The sequence below is a fragment of the Streptomyces sp. NPDC014656 genome (genome assembly GCF_043084305.1).
In the GTDB taxonomy this organism is placed as follows: domain Bacteria; phylum Actinomycetota; class Actinomycetes; order Streptomycetales; family Streptomycetaceae; genus Streptomyces.
This window is the reverse complement of sequence record NZ_JBIBZN010000010.1, coordinates 23,792-41,696: the sequence shown is the minus strand read 5'-3', so window position 1 is coordinate 41,696 and position 17,905 is coordinate 23,792. Positions and strand designations below refer to the sequence as shown.

Below are 17,905 nucleotides of genomic sequence, written 5' to 3'. Positions count from 1 at the left end.
TCACCTCCTTCGAGCCGTACAGGTCCTTCAAGCCGTTCAGGGTCTAACTGCCCCGAAAGGCGTCCCGACTACGCATACGCTGGCCACACCATTACGGAGACCCCGGAGAACACGGTGCAATTCCACGACTCGATGATCAGCCTCGTCGGCAACACCCCGCTGGTGAAGCTCAACAACGTGACGGCCGGCATTCAGGCCACCGTCCTCGCCAAGGTGGAGTACTTCAACCCCGGCGGGTCGGTCAAGGACCGCATCGCCCTGCGCATGATCGAGGCGGCCGAGCAGAGCGGCGAGCTCAAGCCCGGCGGCACCATCGTCGAGCCCACGTCCGGGAACACCGGCGTCGGCCTGGCGATCGTGGCCCAGCAGAAGGGCTACAAGTGCATCTTCGTCTGCCCGGACAAGGTGTCGCTCGACAAGATCAACGTGCTGCGGGCCTACGGTGCCGAGGTCGTCGTCTGCCCCACCGCCGTCGATCCGGAGCACCCGGACTCGTACTACAACGTCTCGGACCGCCTCGTCCGCGAGACGCCCGGCGCCTGGAAGCCCGACCAGTACTCCAACCCGAACAACCCGCGCTCGCACTACGAGACCACCGGTCCCGAGCTGTGGGAGCAGACGGAGGGGAAGATCACCCACTTCGTCGCGGGCGTCGGCACCGGCGGCACCATCTCCGGCACCGGCAACTACCTGAAGGAGGCCAGCGGCGGCAGGGTCACGGTGATCGGCGCCGACCCCGAGGGCTCCGTCTACTCCGGCGGCTCCGGCCGTCCGTACCTGGTCGAGGGCGTCGGCGAGGACTTCTGGCCCACCGCCTACGACCGGAACGTCACCGACCGGATCGTCGCGGTCTCCGACAAGGACTCCTTCCAGATGACCCGCCGCCTCGCCAAGGAGGAGGGCCTCCTGGTCGGCGGCTCCTGCGGCATGGCCGTGGTCGCCGCCCTGGAGGTCGCCAGGGAGCTCGGCCCGGACGACGTCGTCGTCGTCCTGCTGCCGGACTCCGGCCGCGGCTACATGTCGAAGATCTTCAACGACGAGTGGATGGCCGACTACGGCTTCCTGGAGGACACCTCCACCGCCACCGTCGCCGACGTGCTGCGCCACAAGGAGGGCGTCATGCCCTCGCTCGTCCACATGCACCCGGACGAGACCGTCGGCCAGGCCATCGAGGTGCTGCGCGAGTACGGCGTCTCCCAGATGCCCATCGTGAAGCCCGGCGCCGGCCACCCCGACGTGATGGCCGCCGAGGTCATCGGCTCGGTCGTCGAGCGGGAGCTCCTGGACCACCTCTTCACCCGGAAGGCGAAGCTGGAGGACCCGCTGGAGGGGCACATGTCCGCCCCGCTGCCGCAGGTCGGCTCGGGCGAGCCGGTCGCGGACCTGATGGCGGTCCTCGGTGACGCCGACGCCGCGATCGTCCTCGTCGAGGGCAAGCCCACCGGCGTCGTCAGCCGTCAGGACCTGCTCGCCTTCCTGGCCAACGGCGGCACGAAGTAGCACCCCGCCGGGGGCGGCGGGCGCCCGCGCGGGCGTTCGCGCAAACGGTACGAGCACGTCACGTCCGCGCAGCACCCGCTTAACACGTCTCCGGCAGAGTCTTCCTCGTCGGCGTCACAGAACTTCCGGAGCGGCTCCCGGACCTCTGAAGACGCCGCGGACGCGGAGACCGGCCCTGACCCGGGCCCGTGTCCCCCGCGGGGACCGCCGTCGTCCCGCCCCCCAGCGATGGGGGTGCGGCGGTCCCCGCGCCAGCTTTCCTCCGGCTTCCCCGGCTCAGAGCCGGGTGATCGGCCGCATCGCCAGGCCCTCGGTGCCGGCCCAGCCGTTCACCCGCGCCGCCTCGTCGACGGAGACGGTGTCGAGGCCGTCGGGCAGGTCGAAGACGAGCGTGCCGCGCAGCTCGGTGCCCTCGCCCGCGACCAGGGTGGCGGTGAAGCGGTCGGACCGGTCGTACTCCGCCTCGCCGCCCTCGTCGTTCCCGAAGACGTACAGGCCCGCGTAGGCCTTGCCGCCGCCCTCGACGACGACGGGCTCGGTGTCCGGCTCGCCGAGCGTCTCGACGATCGGGGCGTCGTTCCCGGCCTTGAGCCGCAGGATCGGCGCCTCGTTGAGGACGCAGGGCGTCTTCGAGCCGTTGGTGACGGTCAGCAGGAAGTGGCGGGGGGTCTCCCCGGCCGGGTCCTGGAGCTCGACCGCGGTGGAGAGCCCGTCGGCCTCGCAGTCCGCGTACTCCGTGCCGTTGCCGCCGCCGGTCTCGCCGCCGTCGCCGGTCGCCGTGGCCGACGGGGCGCCGGTGCCGGTCCCCGAGTCGTTCGAGGGCGAGGAGGTCTCCGGGGTGCTCCCGCCGACCGGCGCGGAGCCCGAGGGGGCGGCGGTCGAGGGGGCGGCGGCGCTCGGCGACGCGGTGCCCGCGTCGCCGCCCCGGCAGGCGGCGGTCGTCAGCAGGGCCGCGACCACGGCCGCGCCGAGCGCGGTGCCGCGCAGGCCGCGGTGGACCGAACGGGCCCTGACCGTCTTGGAGTTCATGGCGTTTCCTCTTCCCCCGTGGCCGGCCCGGAGCCGGCCCGTCTGTGAACGACGCCGTCATTCTTTCCGCGCGGGGGTGGGGGGCCACCGGCGTCCCGCGTTTGTTACAGCCCCCGGACGAGCCGGAAGTAATGGCGTGACCATGACGATTCACCCGTCCCGCCCGCCCCGCCGGCCCCTCTGCATATCCTTATGCAGACAGGGTCAGGGATGAATGGATGAAGGGGGACGGCATGAGCGACAGCCCGGCCGGGCGGCTCCAGGCGCTCTTCGAGGGGCACCGGCTCACGCCCACGCAGCGGCGGATCGCCCACTGCATGGTCCGGCGCGCCGCCGACGCGCCCTTCCTCTCCAGCGTCGAGCTCGCCGAGCTGGCCGGCGTCAGCCAGCCCTCCGTGACCCGCTTCGCGGTCGCCCTCGGCTTCGACGGCTACCCGGCGCTCCGCCGCCACCTGCGGGAGGTCGCGCCCCCCGAGCGGCCCGCGGCCGCCGCCGGGGAGGACGCCGGGCACAACGAGTACCAGCAGGCCGTCCTCGCCGAGATCGAGAACCTGCGGCACCTCGCCGGGCTGCTCGCCGATCCCGCGCCCGTGGAGCGCGCCGGGCGGCTGCTCGCGGGCTCCCGCCCGCTGCTCGTCCTCGGCCTGCGCGCCGCCTCCTCGCAGGCCCGCGGCTTCGCCTACTTCGCCGCCAAGGTGCACCCGGACGTCCGGCTGCTCGACGAGGGCGGCTCGATGCTCACCGACCGGATCGACGCGGCCGTACGGGCCGGGGCCACCGCGCTGCTCTGCTTCGCGCTGCCCCGGCACCCGCGCGAGGTCGTGGAGGCGCTGGAGTACGCGCGGGCGGCCGGGCTCACGGTGGTGACCGTGGCCGAGTCCGCCTTCGCGCCCGTCGCCGCCCACTCCGACCTGCTCATCCCGGCCGCCGTCGGCACCGGTCTGGCCTTCGACACCGCCTGCGCGCCGATGCTCCTCGGCCGGGTCCTCCTGGAGGCCATGGCGGACGAGCTGCCGGACGCGCAGGCGCGTCTGGAGCAGTTCGACGCGAAGGCGGCGGAGCGGGGACTCTTCGTGGAGTGACCCGGGCCGGGGAGGCCCGGTGCCGGGGTCCGGTTCCCGGAGTCCGGTGCCGGGAGGTCCGGCACCGGGTCAGATGTCCAGTTCGGCCTCGATCTTCTTCAGCTGGTGGCGGGCCATTGCCAGGTTGGCCCGGTCCTTGGACAGGGCCAGGTAGAGGAACAGGCCGTTGCTGCCGCGGGACTTGAGCAGCCGGATGAGGTGGTACTGGGTGCCGAGGGTGATCAGGATGTCCTCGATCTCCTCGTTGATGCCCAGCATCTCCATCGTCCGGACCTTGGCCCGGACCACGTCCGTGTTGCCCGCGGCGGCCACGGTCAGGTCGAGCTCCTTGCCGCCGCCGATGGTGCCGAGCGCCATGCCGCTGGTGTAGTCGACGAGGGCCGCGCCGATCGCGCCCTCGATCGCGGCCGCTTCCTTGAGGGAGGTCTCGGTGTTCGCCATGGTGTCGCTTCCTTCTGGGTCGGTTCGGTTTCTCCGAGTGAGGGGTGGCTGGGTCAGTGGGGGGCGTGGCGGTCCAGCGCGCCGTCGACCAGTTCGCCGATGCGGACGCTGGAGCGGCGCGCCTCCAGGTGGAGCCGGCCCACGTTGATGCGGGGCTCGGCGAGGAGGGTGAGGACGGCGGAGCCGCCGGCCGCGTAGGTGGCCACGTAGCCGGTCTCGCCGCGGACGAGCAGTTCGCGGAAGCCGCCCTGGCCGGTGGACTCGGTCAGCCGCCGGCCGACGCCGAGGGCGGCGGCGGTCAGCGCGGCCACGCTCTCCGCGGCGCCGTCCACGGTGTCGTGGGCGAGCACGAGGCCGTCGGCGCTGGCGGCGAGGGCTCCGGTGAGCTGGGGCAGCCGGGCGCGCAGGCGTCTGAGCTCGCCGAGCACCTCGGCTTCGGCTGTCATCAACTGTCTCCTCTCGGCGCGCAGGCGCAGGGCACGCCTCATCACAGGTGTGCCTCCAGGGCGTCACGGAGCCGGCGCAGCAGGGCGATGTCGGGGTCGGCCACCGGCGGGACCGGTGAGAAGGCCGGGGAGGGCGGTGCGGGGGTGGCGTCGGGGGCCGCGTCGAGCGGGGTCTCGACGAGCCCGGCGGCGGCGAGCCTGCGGACGTCGAGGAGGGTGTGGAAGGCGGGGCGGCCCAGGACCCGGGCCAGCTCGGCGGGGGTGCGGACCCCGTCGGCGGCGGCGAGCAGGGCGCGGCGGCGGGCGCCGACGCCCTGCCCGGGGGCGGCCGGCCGGGGCACGACGGGGGCGGTGTCGACGGAGGCGTACGGCCAGACGGCGTCGAGGAGCTCGCGGCGGCGCAGGGTCTCGCGCTCGACGGCCTCGGCGGAGACCGGGCGGACCGTGCCGAACCAGTGGCCGACGCCGTACCGGAAGCGGGTGGGGCCGCTGGTGGGGGAGAGGGCGAAGAAGGCGGCGTCGAAGACGGCGCCGAGGTGGCAGATCTCCAGCTCGCCGTCGCGCAGCCGGCCGCTGTCGACGAGGAAGCGGCCGACCGCGCGGTGGGCGCCGGCCCGGTCGACGGCCTCGTCCCAGCCCTCGCGGGGCAGCCGCCCGGCGGTGGTGAGCAGGACGTCCATGCCGGGGGAGGCGGGGCTCTCGGCGTGCACCACCCGGCCGTCGACGAGGTAGAGGGTGCCGTGGTCGCGCAGCAGGGCGCCGGTGGCCCGCTCCGCCGCGAGCCGGACGAGCATGGGGGAGACGCTCATCCCAGGACCAGCCGCTCGGCGAGGTCGCCGAGGCGGATGCGGGCGAGGGCGAGGTTGCCGGTGTCGCGGTCGAGCCAGAGGTGGAGGAAGACGCTGCTGTCGAAGGAGGTCCGGACGAAGCGGAGGACGTGGTAGCCGGCGCGGGTGGTGACGATCAGGTCCTCGACGGGCGGCACGCCGTCGGCGACGTCCGCCCCCGGGTCCTCGGCGGCGGCGGTGAAGGAGTCGAACTCGGCGGCGGCTCGGGCCAGTTCGGCGGTCTCGGCGGCCGTCGTCTCGTGGTCGCCGACCGGTGACTCGCCCGCGGTCCCGAGCGCGAGGCCGCTGCTCCAGTCGACCAGGGAGGCACCGCGAGCACCCGGCAGGGTCATGGCCTCCATGAGGCACTCGTCGATTCCGGGCACGCGGGTTCCCCTCCCGATACGGCGTGCGAGCAACGGCAGTGACGGTGACGTTACTGAACGGCGCGCCCCGGGGAGGGAGTTCTGGCATTTTCCATCGGAACATGCCCACGGGCGACCGGAATCGGATAGGGAGGCGTCCGGCGGACGCCGTCAGTAGTGGCTCTCGACCGCCCGCGCGAGCTCGTCCAGGTCCTTCGCGAGCGCCTTGGAGACGGCCCTGGCGCCGAAGCGGGCGAGGAGGCGGGCCACCGGGCTCCGCCGGCGGCCGTGCGCCGGCCGGGCGGAGAAGGTCATCCGCAGCACGCTGGCCTCCGGCCCGTCGGCGCGCAGCGAGAGCTCGGAGACGTAGTGCGTGCCGTGCGAGTCGGCGACCGTCACGTACCGGTCGGGCGGCTCGCACTCGGTGACGGTCATCTCCTCCGTGGCCTCCTTGCCCAGCATCCTCCGCGTCTCCCGCCAGCGGGTGCCCACGCCGAAGCCGCCCTCGGTGAGCACCTCGACCCGCTGGACGCCGGACAGCACCCGGGGCAGGTCCGGCAGGTCGGTGATCGACTCCCAGACGCGGCCGGGCGAGGCGGCGACCCGGCGCTCGACGACGACGGTGGTGGTGGTCATGGCTCCATCGAAGGGGCTGTCCCGGTCCGCCGCTACCGGACGAGGGCGTCGGCGTGCGCGCCGCCCGCCTCGGCGACGATCTCCCGCGGGGTCTGCGCGGGGCGGACGGTCACGAAGGAGACCGTGCCGTCGCCGGCGAGGGTGAAGCCGTGCACGGCGGGGCGGGGCAGGCTGTTGTAGGCGTAGTGGTGGGCGAAGGCGTACGCGCCGGTGTCCGGGACCGCGACCACGTCGCCCGGGTGGAGCAGCGGCAGCGCGCGGCCGGTGGCGAGCAGGTCGCCGGCGAAGCAGGCGGGGCCCGCCACGTCCTGGACGGTGACCCCGCCGGCCCGGGGGCGGCCCTCGGAGTCGTACGCGAGGATCCGCAGCGGCCAGGCCTCGGGGGCGTAGACGGTGCGGGTGGCGAGCTGCACGCCGGCGTGGGTGACGGCGATGGGGCGGCCGCCGGAGGTCTTGGTGTACTCGACGCGGGCGAGGACCGTGCCGTGCTTGGCGAGCAGGGAGCGCCCGAACTCGGTGACCAGGCGGTAGCGGCCGTCGAGGAGGCCGGGGACGGTGGCGGCGAGCAGCCGGGCGTAGTCGGCGTAGGTGGGGGTCTCCTCGTCGGAGGAGAAGTTCACCGGGAGGCCGCCGCCGATGTCGAGGGTGTCGACCTGCCGGCGGCCCGCCTTGGCGTTGATCTCCTCGGCGAGTTCGTACGCGGCCCGCACCCCTTGCGCCATCAGGGTGAGCGGCACGCCCTGGGAGCCGGTGTGGGTGTGCAGCCGGGTGAGCCGGGGGCGGTCCAGGTACGCCTGGACGACGGCCTCGCGGGCGCCCTCGTCGCGGAGCGCGACGCCGAACTTGGAGCTGGCGGTGGCGGTGGAGAGGGCGCCGATGGTCCCGGCGCCGATCTGCGGGTTGACCCGGAGGCCGAGCGGCGAGGACGTGGGCGCGGAGGCGGCCAGGGCGTCGATCCGGGCCAGTTCCTGGAGGTTGTCGGCGTTGACCGCGATGCCGAGGGCGAGGGCCTCGCGGAGCTCGGCGGGCGTCTTGGCGGGCGAGTCGAGGACGGTGCGGGACGGGGGCAGCCCGGCGGCGCGGGCGAGGGCCAGCTCGCCGGGGCTGGCCACCTCGGCGCCGATCCCGGCGTCGGCGAGGAGGCGCAGGACGGGCACGAGCGGGCACGCCTTCACGGCGAAGGCGTGCAGCACCTCGCCCCGGCTGACGGCGGCGAAGGCGCCGGTCAGGGCGGCGGCGGAGGCGCGGATGCCGGCGGTGTCGAGGAGGGCGACGACGGGGGCGCCGGGGGTGCCGGGGGTGCCGGGAGTTCCCGGGGCCCCAGGGGTTCCCGTGGCTCCGGGGGCTTCCGGGGCTCCCGTGGCGAGGAGTCCCTGGGCGACGGCGGCTCGGACGGCGAGATCGCGGCGGTAGGAGGCCATGGGCCCATCCTGGCGGCGCGGGCGCGGGGCGTCACGGGGGCGTACGGGGGCTCGGTCCGGGGCGCACGGGGGCCCCGGTTCGGTCCGGGGGTACGGGGCCCGGCCCGGGGGCGTACGGACGGTTCGGTCCGGGGGCGTACCGAGGCCGGGCCCCGGGGGTGTACCGACGCCAGGGCCCCCGGGGCGTACCGACGCCAGGGCCCCGGGGCGTACCGACGCCCGGCTCGGGGGCGTACCGACGCCCGGCCCCGTGGGGCGTACGGCCGGTTCGGCGGTAGGGGAGGGGGTCGTCCGCCGGGTCGGGGGACGCGCCCTGTTGACTACAACTATTCAGCAAGTCAGGATGTGAATATCTGAACGACATTCGAGGAGGCACCGCCATGTCAGGACCCCGCCCCGTGCGAGCGGCCCGCGGTACGGAACTGAGCGCCCTGGGATGGCAGCAGGAGGCCGCCCTCCGGATGCTCCAGAACAACCTGGACCCCGAGGTCGCCGAGCACCCCGACAAGCTCGTCGTCTACGGCGGCACCGGCAAGGCCGCCCGCGACTGGCGCTCCTTCGACGCCATGGTCCGCACCCTGCGCACCCTCAAGCAGGACGAGACGATGCTCGTCCAGTCCGGCCGCCCCGTCGGCGTCATGCGGACCCACGAGTGGGCCCCCCGCGTCCTCCTCGCCAACTCCAACCTGGTCGGCGACTGGGCCAACTGGGAGGAGTTCCGCCGCCTGGAGCACCTCGGCCTCACCATGTACGGCCAGATGACCGCCGGCTCCTGGATCTACATCGGCACCCAGGGCATCCTCCAGGGCACCTACGAGACCTTCGCCGCCGTCGCCGCGAAGAGGTTCGGCGGCACCCTGGCCGGCACCATCACCCTCACCGCCGGCCTCGGCGGCATGGGCGGCGCCCAGCCCCTCGCCGTCACGATGAACGACGGCGTCGCCATCTGCGTCGACGTCGACCCGCGCGCCATCGAGCGCCGCATCGAGCACCGCTACCTGGACGTCAAGGCCGACGACCTCGCCCACGCCCTCCGGCTCGCCGTCGAGGCCCGCGACGCCCGCCGCCCGCTCTCCATCGGCCTCCTCGGCAACGCCGCCGAGCTGCTCCCGCGGATGCTCGCCGAGGGCGCCCCGATCGACATCGTGACGGACCAGACCTCCGCCCACGACCCGCTGTCCTACCTCCCGGTCGGCGTCGCCTTCGAGGACATGGCCGACGCCGCCGCCAAGGACCCGGCCGGCTTCACCACCCGCGCCCGCGAGTCGATGGCCAAGCACGTCGAGGCCATGGTCGGCTTCATGGACGCCGGCGCCGAGGTCTTCGACTACGGCAACTCGATCCGCGGCGAGGCCCAGCTGGCCGGCTACGACCGCGCCTTCGCCTTCCCCGGCTTCGTCCCCGCCTACATCCGCCCCCTCTTCTGCGAGGGCAAGGGCCCCTTCCGCTGGGCCGCCCTCTCCGGCGAGGCGAGCGACATCCACAAGACGGACAAGGCGATCCTCGACCTCTTCCCGGAGAACGAGTCCCTGCACCGCTGGATCAAGATGGCCGGCGAGCGCGTCCACTTCCAGGGCCTGCCCGCCCGCATCTGCTGGCTCGGCCAGGGCGAGCGCGACAAGGCCGGCGACATGTTCAACGACATGGTCGGCAACGGCACCCTCGCCGCCCCCCTCGCCATCGGCCGCGACCACCTCGACTGCGGCTCGGTCGCCTCCCCGTACCGCGAGACCGAGGCCATGCTCGACGGCTCCGACGCCATCGCCGACTGGCCGCTGCTCAACGCCATGGTCAACGTCGCCTCCGGCGCCTCCTGGGTCTCCATCCACCATGGCGGCGGCGTCGGCATGGGCCGCTCCATCCACGCCGGCCAGGTCTCCGTCGCCGACGGCACCGAGCTCGCCGGCGAGAAGATCCGCCGCGTGCTCACCAACGACCCCGGCATGGGCGTCATCCGGCACGTCGACGCCGGCTACGACATCGCCGAGCGCGTCGCCGACGAGAAGGGCGTCCGCGTCCCCATGCGCGAGGGCTCCGGCGACGAGGCGTCCGCGTGAGCGAGAGCTTCCACGCCATGTGGCGGTCGCTGCGGCCCCTCGGCCGCAGCGCCGCCTCGGGCGGCTACCGCCGCTACGCCTGGACGGACGCCGACGCCGACTGCCGGCTCTGGTTCCGGATGCAGGCCGAGGCCCGCCGCCTGGACGTCGAGACCGACCGCAACGGCAACCAGTGGGCCTGGCTCGGCGACCCCACCGCGGGCGACGCCGTCGTCACCGGCTCCCACCTCGACTCCGTCCCCGACGGCGGCGCCTTCGACGGCCCCCTCGGCGTCGTCTCCGCCTTCGCCGCCCTCGACGAACTCCGCGCCCGCGGCGTCTCGTTCAAGCGGCCCCTGGCCATCGTCAACTTCGGCGACGAGGAGGGTGCCCGCTTCGGCCTCGCCTGCGTCGGCTCCCGCCTCACCTCCGGTCAGCTGACCAAGGAGAAGGCGTACGAGCTCCGCGACGCCGACGGCGTCTCCCTGCCGCGGGCCATGGAGGCGGCGGGACACGACCCGGACGCGATCGGCGCCGACCCGGAGCGGCTCGGCCGCGTCCGCGCCTTCGTCGAGCTCCACGTCGAGCAGGGCCGTGCCCTCGACCTGTCCGGCGACGCCGTCGGCATCGCCTCCGCCATCTGGCCGCACGGCCGCTGGCGCTACGACTTCGCGGGCGAGGCCAACCACGCGGGCACCACCCGGCTCGTCGACCGGCGCGACCCCATGCTGACGTACGCCGAGACCGTCCTCGCCGCCCGGCGCGAGGCCGAACTCGCGGGCGCCGTCGCCACCTTCGGCAAGATCGCGGTCGAGCCCAACGGCGTCAACGCCATCCCGTCCCTGGTCCGCGGCTGGCTCGACGCCCGCGCCGCCGACCAGGAGTCCCTGGACGCGGTCGTCACCGGCGTCGAGACCGCCGCCCGCGACCACGCGGCGCAGCACGGCATCGACCTCGCCGTCGTCCGCGAGTCCTTCACCCCGGTCGTCGAGTTCGAGCACGCGCTCCGCGACGAGCTCGTCCGGATCCTCGGGGAGAAGACGCCCGTCCTCGGCACCGGCGCGGGACACGACGCCGGAATCCTCTCCGCGTCGGTCCCGACCGCCATGCTGTTCGTACGCAACCCCACCGGCGTCTCGCACTCCCCGGCCGAGTCCGCGGCCGAGGACGACTGCGTGGCCGGGGTCCGCGCCCTCGCCGACGTACTGGAGGACCTGGCGTGCCGCTGACGACGACGTACTGGCTGGAACACGCCTGGCTCGGCACCCACGCCGAGCCGGGCGTCGCCCTGGACGTGTCCGCCGACGGCCGGATCGCCGCCGTCCGCACCGGAGCGGACACCCCGCCGCCCGGCGCGGTCGTGCTGCGCGGCTTCACGGTCCCGGGCCTGGCGAACGCCCACTCGCACGCCTTCCACCGCGCCCTGCGCGGCACCGTCCAGGTCGGCTCCGGAACCTTCTGGACCTGGCGCGAGGTCATGTACGCCGTCGCCCAGCGGCTCACCCCGGACGGCTACTTCGCGCTCGCCCGGGCCGTCTACGCGGAGATGGCGCTCGCCGGCATCACCGCCGTCGGCGAGTTCCACTACCTCCACCACGCCCCCGGCGGCACCCCCTACGACGACCCCAACGCCATGGGCGAGGCCCTGATCGCCGCCGCCCGCGAGGCGGGCGTCCGGATCACCCTCCTCGACACCGCCTACCTCTCCGCCGGCTTCGGCGCCGCCCCCGACCACCACCAGCTCCGCTTCTCCGACGGCACCGCCGAGAAGTGGGCGGAGCGCGTCTCGGCCCTCAAGGACCGGGACGGCGTACGGATCGGGGCCGCGATCCACTCCGTCCGGGCCGTCCCCGCCGACCAGCTGTCCACGGTCGCCCGCTGGGCCGAGGAACGGCGCGCCCCGCTCCACGTCCACCTCTCCGAGCAGACCGCCGAGAACGAGGCGTGCCACGCCGCCCACGGCGTCACCCCGACCCGGCTCCTCGCCGACCACGGCGTCCTCGGCCCGCGCACCACCGGCGTCCACAACACCCACATGACCGACGCCGACATCGCGCTCGTCGGCTCCACCTCCACCGGCACCTGCATGTGCCCCACGACGGAACGCGACCTCGCCGACGGCATCGGCCCCGCCGTCGCCCTCCAGAAGGCCGGCTCCCCGCTCTCCCTCGGCAGCGACAGCCACGCCGTCATCGACCTCCTGGAGGAGGCGCGTGCCATGGAGCTGAACGAGCGGCTGCGCACCCACATCCGGGGCCACTGGACGGCCGCCGCGCTGCTCCGCGCCGCCTCCGCCGACGGCCACGCCGCCCTCGGATGGGCCGACGCCGGCGCCCTGGAGCCGGGAGCCCTCGCCGACTTCACCACGATCGCGCTCGACACCGTCCGCACCGCCGGACCGGTCCCGCGCCTGGCCCCGGAGACGGCCGTCTTCGCGGCGAGCGCGGCGGACGTCCGGAACGTGGTGGCCGGCGGCCGGACGATCGTCCGCGACGGCGCCCACGTCTCCGTACCGGACGTGGCGGGCGCCCTGGCGGACGCGATCGCCGCCCTGCGGAACTAGGGCCTGTCCGACCGCCCCCGCCGGGTCCGGCCCGCACCCGAACCGCCCCTACCGGAGAGCACCCATGACGACCACGGTCATCACCAACATCGGCAGCCTGGTCACCAACGACCCCGCGCTCGGCGACGGGCCCCTCGGCCTGATCGAGAACGCCGCCCTCGTCCTGGACGGCGACCGCGTCGCCTGGGCGGGCCCGGCCGCCGGGGCGCCGGCCGCCGACCACCGCGTCGACGCCGGCGCCCGCGCCGTCCTCCCCGGCTTCGTCGACTCCCACTCGCACCTCGTCTTCGCGGGCGACCGCACCGCCGAGTTCAACGCCCGCATGTCCGGGCAGCCCTACAAGGCCGGCGGCATCCGCACCACCGTCGCCGCCACCCGCGCCGCGACGGACGCCGAGCTGTCGGCGAACGTGGCCCGGTTCATGCGGGAGGCGCTCCGCCAGGGCACCACCACCTTCGAGACCAAGTCCGGCTACGGCCTGACCGTCGAGGACGAGGCCCGCGCCCTGCGGATCGCGGCCGAGCACACCGACGAGGTCACGTACCTCGGCGCCCACATCGTGGCCCCCGAGCACGCCGACGACCCGGCGGCCTACGTCGACCTGGTCACCGGCCCGATGCTCGACGCCTGCGCCCCGCACGCCCGCTGGGTGGACGTCTTCTGCGAGGAGGGCGCCTTCGACGGCGACCAGGCCCGCGCGATCCTCACCGCGGGCAAGGCGAAGGGCCTCCTCCCCAGGATCCACGCCAACCAGCTCTCGTACGGCCCCGGCGTCCAGCTCGCGGTCGAACTGGACGCGGCGAGCGCCGACCACTGCACCCACCTCACCGACGCCGACGTGGACGCCCTGGCCTCGGGGAACACGGTCGCGACCCTCCTGCCCGGCGCCGAGTTCTCCACCCGCGCGCAGTGGCCGGACGCCCGCCGCCTGCTGGACGCGGGCGTGACGGTCGCCCTCTCCACGGACTGCAACCCGGGCTCCTCCTTCACCTCCTCCGTGCCCTTCTGCGTCGCCCTCGCCGTCCGGGACATGGGCATGACCCCCGACGAGGCCGTCTGGTCCGCCACGGCGGGCGGTGCGGCGGCCCTCCGCCGCACCGACGTCGGCCGCCTCTCGCCCGGCGCCCGCGCGGACCTCACCGTCCTCGACGCCCCCTCCCACGTCCACCTGGCCTACCGGCCGGGCGTGCCGCTGGTGACGGAGGTCTGGCGCGGGGGCGTCCGCGTCGTGTGACGCACGGGCAACCGGACGGTACGCAAGGGGCGTTGAGTAGGCGTACTCATGTGGGCGGTCCCGGCCCGCCCGCATGATTCCGGCATGTCCACTCCGAAGCGCCTCCTGAAGACCCTCGCCCTGTCCGCCGCCGCCCTCGGCGCGCTGAGCCTGACCGCCTGCGGCACGCAGACCACCGGCGGCGGTCCCGCCGGGGCCGGTCCCGTCGCGGCGAAGCCCGCCGCGGCCGTGACCGCCACCCCGTCGCCGCGCATGGTCTCCGGCAAGGACCTGGAGAGACACCCCGACCCGATCGTGCGGGCCCAGGCGATCGCCGTCCGCATCACGAACACCTGCGCCCCCGGCACCGCGATGGAGCTGCCGCCGTTGCCGGAGGTCTCCGGCCTCGCGGAGCCGGCGACGGGGACGCCCCCGGTTCCCCCCGTACCGTCGCCCCCCGCCGACGTGCCCGTCGAGCTCCCCTCGGACCTGCCGCCGCCGCCCGGCCCCGAGGCGACCGTCCCGTACGACGAGGTGCCCCTGAACGAGGTCGACCGGTGCGCCGCCGACGCGCACGCCGACCGCGTCCGCGGGGCCTTCGCCGGGGGCGCCCCGGCCGACGAGGCCGCGCTGCGGAAGGCGCTGGCCGGCGTCGACTACCTGCCGGAGAACGTCCACCGGATGCCCGGCGGCGGCGCCCTCCGGGTCCGGATCGACCTCCGTGACCTCTCCCCGAACGACAACCTCGCCCTGGAGGTCACCGCCACCGCCACCGGCGTCCGCGTCGACGCCTTCGGCGCCCCGCTCCCGGGCGGCCCGGACATCACCGAGATCCGCCGCACCGGCACGGCCTGACCGCTACGGCGCCGCCAGGAGGAGCGGGCCGCCGAACGCCCGCGCCCCACAAGCCTCTTGTGTGCCGAAGCTCCCCTCCGTGGTCGAAAGGGCGAGTATGCCTGCAGGGGAGGGGTTCGGACCGGTAGCGTCCTGTCCCGGCAGTGCTCGGGGGATGACCGGGAACGACCGGGGGGTCGGCTAGGTGAGTGCGTGGCGGGTGCGGATCGTGCGGCCGGGGGAGCTGGGCGAGCGCGAGATCGAGGCGTGGCGGGAGCTGAGGGCCAAGTCCGGCGCCCCCGCGAATCCGTTCATGGAGCCGGAGTTCACCCTGGCCGTCGGGGCCGTGCGGCCCCGCTCCCGGGTCGCGGTGTGGTGGGAGGACGGCGAACCGGTCGGCTTCTTCCCGTACGAGAAGGGCCCGCTGGGGCGCGGCCGGGCCATCGGCTTCGGCGTCTCCGACAGCCAGGGCGGGATCTTCCGGCCCGGGCTGCGGCCCGGCCCCCAGGCGCTGCTGCGGGCCTGCGGGCTGGTCTTCTGGGAGTACGACAACCTGGAGACCGGGCAGCCGGTCTTCGAGGGCGCCGCCGACGAGTCCTTCGCCTCGCCCGTCATCGACGTCGGCGAGGGGTACGCGGCGTACGAGGCGCTGCTGCGCGTCCAGTCGCCCAAGTTCCTCAGGACCACCCTCGCCAAGGACCGCAAGCTGGCCCGGCGGACCGGCGGGGAGCTCCGCTTCGTCTTCGACGAGCGCGACCCGGCCGCCCTGCGCACCCTGATGGAGTGGAAGTCCGCGCAGTACCGCAGGACCGGCCGCGGCGACCGCTTCGCCCAGGAGTGGATCAGCAGCCTGGTCCGCCGCCTGCACGCCCAGCGCGCGCCCGGCTGCTCCGGCGTCCTGTCCGTGCTGTACGCCGGCGACCGCCCGGTCGCCGCCCACTTCGGGCTGCGCTCGGCGACCGTGCTGTCCTGCTGGTTCCCCGCCTACGACCCCGAGTTCGCCAAGTACTCCCCGGGCCTCGTCCTCCACCTGCGGATGGCCGGGGGCGCGGCGGAGGCCGGCATCGGGATGCTCGACCTCGGGCGGGGCGCCGCCGAGTACAAGGACTCCCTCAAGACCGGCGAACTCACCGTGTACGAGGGGGCCGTCACCCGCCGCGACCCGCGCACCGCCCTGCACTGGCTGCGGCGCGAGCCGGTCCGCGCGGCCCACGCCTACGTCCGCGCCCGCCCCGCCCTCGCGGCCCGCGCCCGCCAGGCCCTGAACACCGTCGCCGCCCTGCGCGGCGACCGCTAGCACGTGAGCGCGACGCCCCCGGGAGAACCCCGTTGAACCAGCAGTCACCGATGGCCGTAGCGGAGCTGGACCTCGACGCGTCCGGCACCCCCGTGGCCTTCCGCCCCGCCCCCGGCGCCCCCGCGCCCGTCCCCGGCGACGTCTACGCCCTCGTCCGGGTGGCCGGCCGGCCCGCCGCCACCGTCCTGGGCCGCTACGAGGACGGCGAGGACCCGGCGGAGGTCCTGGCCGTGCTCGCGGCGAAGCGCCTGGCGGACAGCGCCGCTCCCCGGACCGACGCCGAACGGCTCGCGGCGGCCGGGGCCCCGGCCCCGGAGACCGCCCCGCCCCCCGCCTCCGTCGTCGTCGCCACCCGCGAGCGCCCCGACTCCCTCGCCCGCGCGCTCGACTCCCTCCTCGCCCAGGACCACCCCGACCACGAACTGATCGTCGTCGACAACGCCCCCCGCACCACCGCCACCCGTGACCTGGTCACCGGGGCGTACGCGGGCCGCGTCCGCTACGTCCGCGAGGACCGCCCCGGACTCGCCGCCGCCCACAACGCCGGGGTCGCCGCCGCCGGGGGCGAGGTCCTGGCCTTCACCGACGACGACGTGATCGCCGACCCGCGCTGGCTGGGCGCCCTCGCCGCGCCCTTCGCCGCCGACCCCGGCCTCGGCTGCGTCACCGGCCTGATCCTGCCCGCCCGGCTCACCACCCCCGCGCAGGTCCTCCTCGAATCCCACGGCGGCTTCGCCAAGGGCTTCGCGCCCCGGCTGTACGACCCCGCCCGCCCGCCCGCCGACGAGCCCCTCTTCCCCTTCACGGCCGGCAGCTTCGGCTCCGGAGCCAACATGGCCTTCCGGGCCTCCGCGCTCCGCCGCGCGGGCGGCTTCGACCCGGCCACCGGCACCGGCACCCCGGCGAAGGGCGGCGACGACCTGTACGCCTTCGTCGCCGTCCTCGCCGCCGGGCACCGGCTCCGCTACACGCCCGACGCCCTCGTCTGGCACCACCACCGCGAGACCTGGCGGGACCTGGAGAACCAGGCGTACGGCTACGGCGCCGGCCTCACCGCGTACCTCACCGCCACCCTGGTCCGCCGCCCCGCCCTGCTGCCCGCCCTCCTCGCCCGCCTCCCGCGCGGCCTCGCCCACGCCCGGACGATGACCGCCGAGCGCGGCGCGGGCGGCGGCGACGGCGTGCCCGGAGCGCACGGCACCCGGCACCACCCGTGGCCCGCCTCCCTCTCCCGGCTGGAGCGGCGCGGCATGCTCTACGGCCCGGTCGGCTACCTCAGGGCGCGACTCTCCCGGGGGGCCTCCCGATGACCCGCGTACCCGTCCTCCTCTACCACCCCGTGATGGACGACCCGCCCGCCTGGATCGCCGAATTCACCGTCACGCCCCGGCGGTTCGCCGCCCACCTGGACGTGATCACCGGCAGCGGCCGCACCCCGCTCACCGTCGGCGCGCTCGTCGGGCACCTCACCGCCGGCACCCCGCTGCCGCCCCGGCCCGTCGTCCTCACCTTCGACGACGGCTTCGCCGACCTCGCCGGCCCCACCGCCGAGGCGCTCGCCGCCCGCTCCCTGCCCGCCACCGCCTACCTCACCACCGGCGCCCTCGCCCCCGGCCGGCCGTGCCTGCTGCCGCCCGCGCCGATGATGACCCTGGCGCAGGCCCCCCGCCTGGAGGAGTACGGCATGGAGGTCGGCGCCCACACCCTCAGCCACCCCCAGCTCGACACCCTCCGCCCCGCCGCGCTCCGCCGCGAACTCACCGAACCCAAGGCCGAGCTGGAGGACGTCCTCGGCCACGAGGTCCGCCACCTCGCCTACCCGCACGGCTACAACAGCCCGGCCGTCCGCCGTGCCGCCCGGGCCGCCGGCTACGCCTCCGCCGTCGCCGTCCGGCACGCCCTCAGCTCCGCGTCCGACGAACCGTTCCGGATCGCCCGGCTCATCGTCCGCCGCGACCACACCACCGCCGACGTCGAGGCGTGGATGGACGGCGGGGGCGCCCGCGTCGCCCCGTACCCCGACTCGCCGGCCACCGTCGGCTGGCGGCTCTACCGCAGGACCCGCGCCCTGGTGAAGGGCCCGGAGTTCGCGGGCTGACCCGCCGGCACCGGGCGGACGGAGCCGGGCCAAGATCGACAAACCCCGTGCGCGAGACGGGAGTTGTGCCGCCGAACAGAAGCGAAGTACGTTCCCTTGCCTCGTCGAGGGGACAGT

17 protein-coding genes are annotated in these 17,905 nt (G+C 75.1%); 10 read left to right on the top strand and 7 right to left on the bottom strand.

All coding sequences use genetic code 11. The features are described 5' to 3' along the window. The first annotated feature begins 114 nt into the window (after nt 1-114). Entirely contained in the window at nt 115-1,500 is a 1,386-nt protein-coding gene (locus ACF1ED_RS22350) for a cystathionine beta-synthase (RefSeq protein ID WP_391763045.1), read from the top strand. 276 nt (nt 1,501-1,776) lie between these two features. Here the strand turns inward: ACF1ED_RS22350 and ACF1ED_RS22345 are convergent, their stop codons facing one another. Then, a complete protein-coding gene (locus ACF1ED_RS22345) occupies nt 1,777-2,529 on the bottom strand; it encodes a DUF4232 domain-containing protein (protein ID WP_391763043.1) in 753 nt (250 codons plus the stop codon). Between the two features lie 233 nt (nt 2,530-2,762). Between ACF1ED_RS22345 and ACF1ED_RS22340 the strand changes: the two genes are divergently transcribed. Next, nucleotides 2,763-3,611 (top strand): MurR/RpiR family transcriptional regulator, encoded by an 849-nt coding sequence (locus ACF1ED_RS22340; RefSeq protein WP_190222519.1) that lies wholly within the window; start codon nt 2,763-2,765, stop codon nt 3,609-3,611. A gap of 69 nt (nt 3,612-3,680) precedes the next feature. Here the strand turns inward: ACF1ED_RS22340 and ACF1ED_RS22335 are convergent, their stop codons facing one another. The 6 genes from ACF1ED_RS22335 to ACF1ED_RS22310 form a co-directional block, all read right to left on the bottom strand. Further along, complete coding sequence (locus ACF1ED_RS22335) at nt 3,681-4,052, bottom strand: hypothetical protein (protein ID WP_391763040.1); 372 nt, start codon at nt 4,050-4,052, stop codon at nt 3,681-3,683. 53 nt (nt 4,053-4,105) lie between these two features. Beyond that, entirely contained in the window at nt 4,106-4,498 is a 393-nt protein-coding gene (locus ACF1ED_RS22330; RefSeq protein WP_391763038.1) for a roadblock/LC7 domain-containing protein, read from the bottom strand. A gap of 41 nt (nt 4,499-4,539) precedes the next feature. Next, nucleotides 4,540-5,307 (bottom strand): transcriptional regulator, encoded by a 768-nt coding sequence (locus tag ACF1ED_RS22325; RefSeq protein WP_391763036.1) that lies wholly within the window; start codon nt 5,305-5,307, stop codon nt 4,540-4,542. Further along, nucleotides 5,304-5,711 (bottom strand): hypothetical protein, encoded by a 408-nt coding sequence (locus ACF1ED_RS22320; protein WP_391763034.1) that lies wholly within the window; start codon nt 5,709-5,711, stop codon nt 5,304-5,306. The genes ACF1ED_RS22325 and ACF1ED_RS22320 overlap by 4 nt, the downstream gene beginning before the upstream one ends. A gap of 150 nt (nt 5,712-5,861) precedes the next feature. After that, nucleotides 5,862-6,326: an SRPBCC family protein gene (locus tag ACF1ED_RS22315; RefSeq protein ID WP_391763032.1), complete on the bottom strand. Its 465-nt coding sequence runs from the start codon at nt 6,324-6,326 to the stop codon at nt 5,862-5,864. 32 nt (nt 6,327-6,358) lie between these two features. After that, nucleotides 6,359-7,747 carry a diaminopimelate decarboxylase gene (locus ACF1ED_RS22310; RefSeq protein WP_391763030.1) on the bottom strand — a complete coding sequence of 463 codons (1,389 nt, stop codon included), beginning with the start codon at nt 7,745-7,747 and terminating at the stop codon, nt 6,359-6,361. Nucleotides 7,748-8,127: 380 nt separating this feature from the next. On the opposite strand from ACF1ED_RS22310, the gene hutU reads away from it, so the two are divergent. From hutU to ACF1ED_RS22270, 8 genes are all read left to right on the top strand, one after another. Then, nucleotides 8,128-9,804: a urocanate hydratase gene (gene hutU / locus ACF1ED_RS22305; RefSeq protein ID WP_391763028.1), complete on the top strand. Its 1,677-nt coding sequence runs from the start codon at nt 8,128-8,130 to the stop codon at nt 9,802-9,804. A 17-nt stretch (nt 9,805-9,821) separates the two neighbouring features. Next, nucleotides 9,822-11,012: an allantoate amidohydrolase gene (locus ACF1ED_RS22300; protein WP_391763510.1), complete on the top strand. Its 1,191-nt coding sequence runs from the start codon at nt 9,822-9,824 to the stop codon at nt 11,010-11,012. Then, complete coding sequence (locus ACF1ED_RS22295) at nt 11,003-12,346, top strand: formimidoylglutamate deiminase (RefSeq protein WP_391763026.1); 1,344 nt, start codon at nt 11,003-11,005, stop codon at nt 12,344-12,346. Before ACF1ED_RS22300 ends, ACF1ED_RS22295 begins: the two co-directional genes overlap by 10 nt. Nucleotides 12,347-12,410: 64 nt before the next feature. Continuing rightward, nucleotides 12,411-13,580: an imidazolonepropionase gene (gene hutI, locus ACF1ED_RS22290; RefSeq protein WP_391763024.1), complete on the top strand. Its 1,170-nt coding sequence runs from the start codon at nt 12,411-12,413 to the stop codon at nt 13,578-13,580. A gap of 84 nt (nt 13,581-13,664) precedes the next feature. Continuing rightward, complete coding sequence (locus ACF1ED_RS22285; protein WP_391763022.1) at nt 13,665-14,414, top strand: hypothetical protein; 750 nt, start codon at nt 13,665-13,667, stop codon at nt 14,412-14,414. Between the two features lie 184 nt (nt 14,415-14,598). Next, on the top strand, nt 14,599-15,690 hold the full coding sequence (locus tag ACF1ED_RS22280; RefSeq protein ID WP_391763020.1) for a GNAT family N-acetyltransferase: 1,092 nt from the start codon (nt 14,599-14,601) through the stop codon (nt 15,688-15,690). Between the two features lie 50 nt (nt 15,691-15,740). After that, a complete protein-coding gene (locus ACF1ED_RS22275) occupies nt 15,741-17,000 on the top strand; it encodes a glycosyltransferase (RefSeq protein WP_391763508.1) in 1,260 nt (419 codons plus the stop codon). Further along, entirely contained in the window at nt 16,997-17,788 is a 792-nt protein-coding gene (locus ACF1ED_RS22270; RefSeq protein WP_391763018.1) for a polysaccharide deacetylase family protein, read from the top strand. The genes ACF1ED_RS22275 and ACF1ED_RS22270 overlap by 4 nt, the downstream gene beginning before the upstream one ends. The last annotated feature ends 117 nt before the right edge of the window (nt 17,789-17,905 follow it).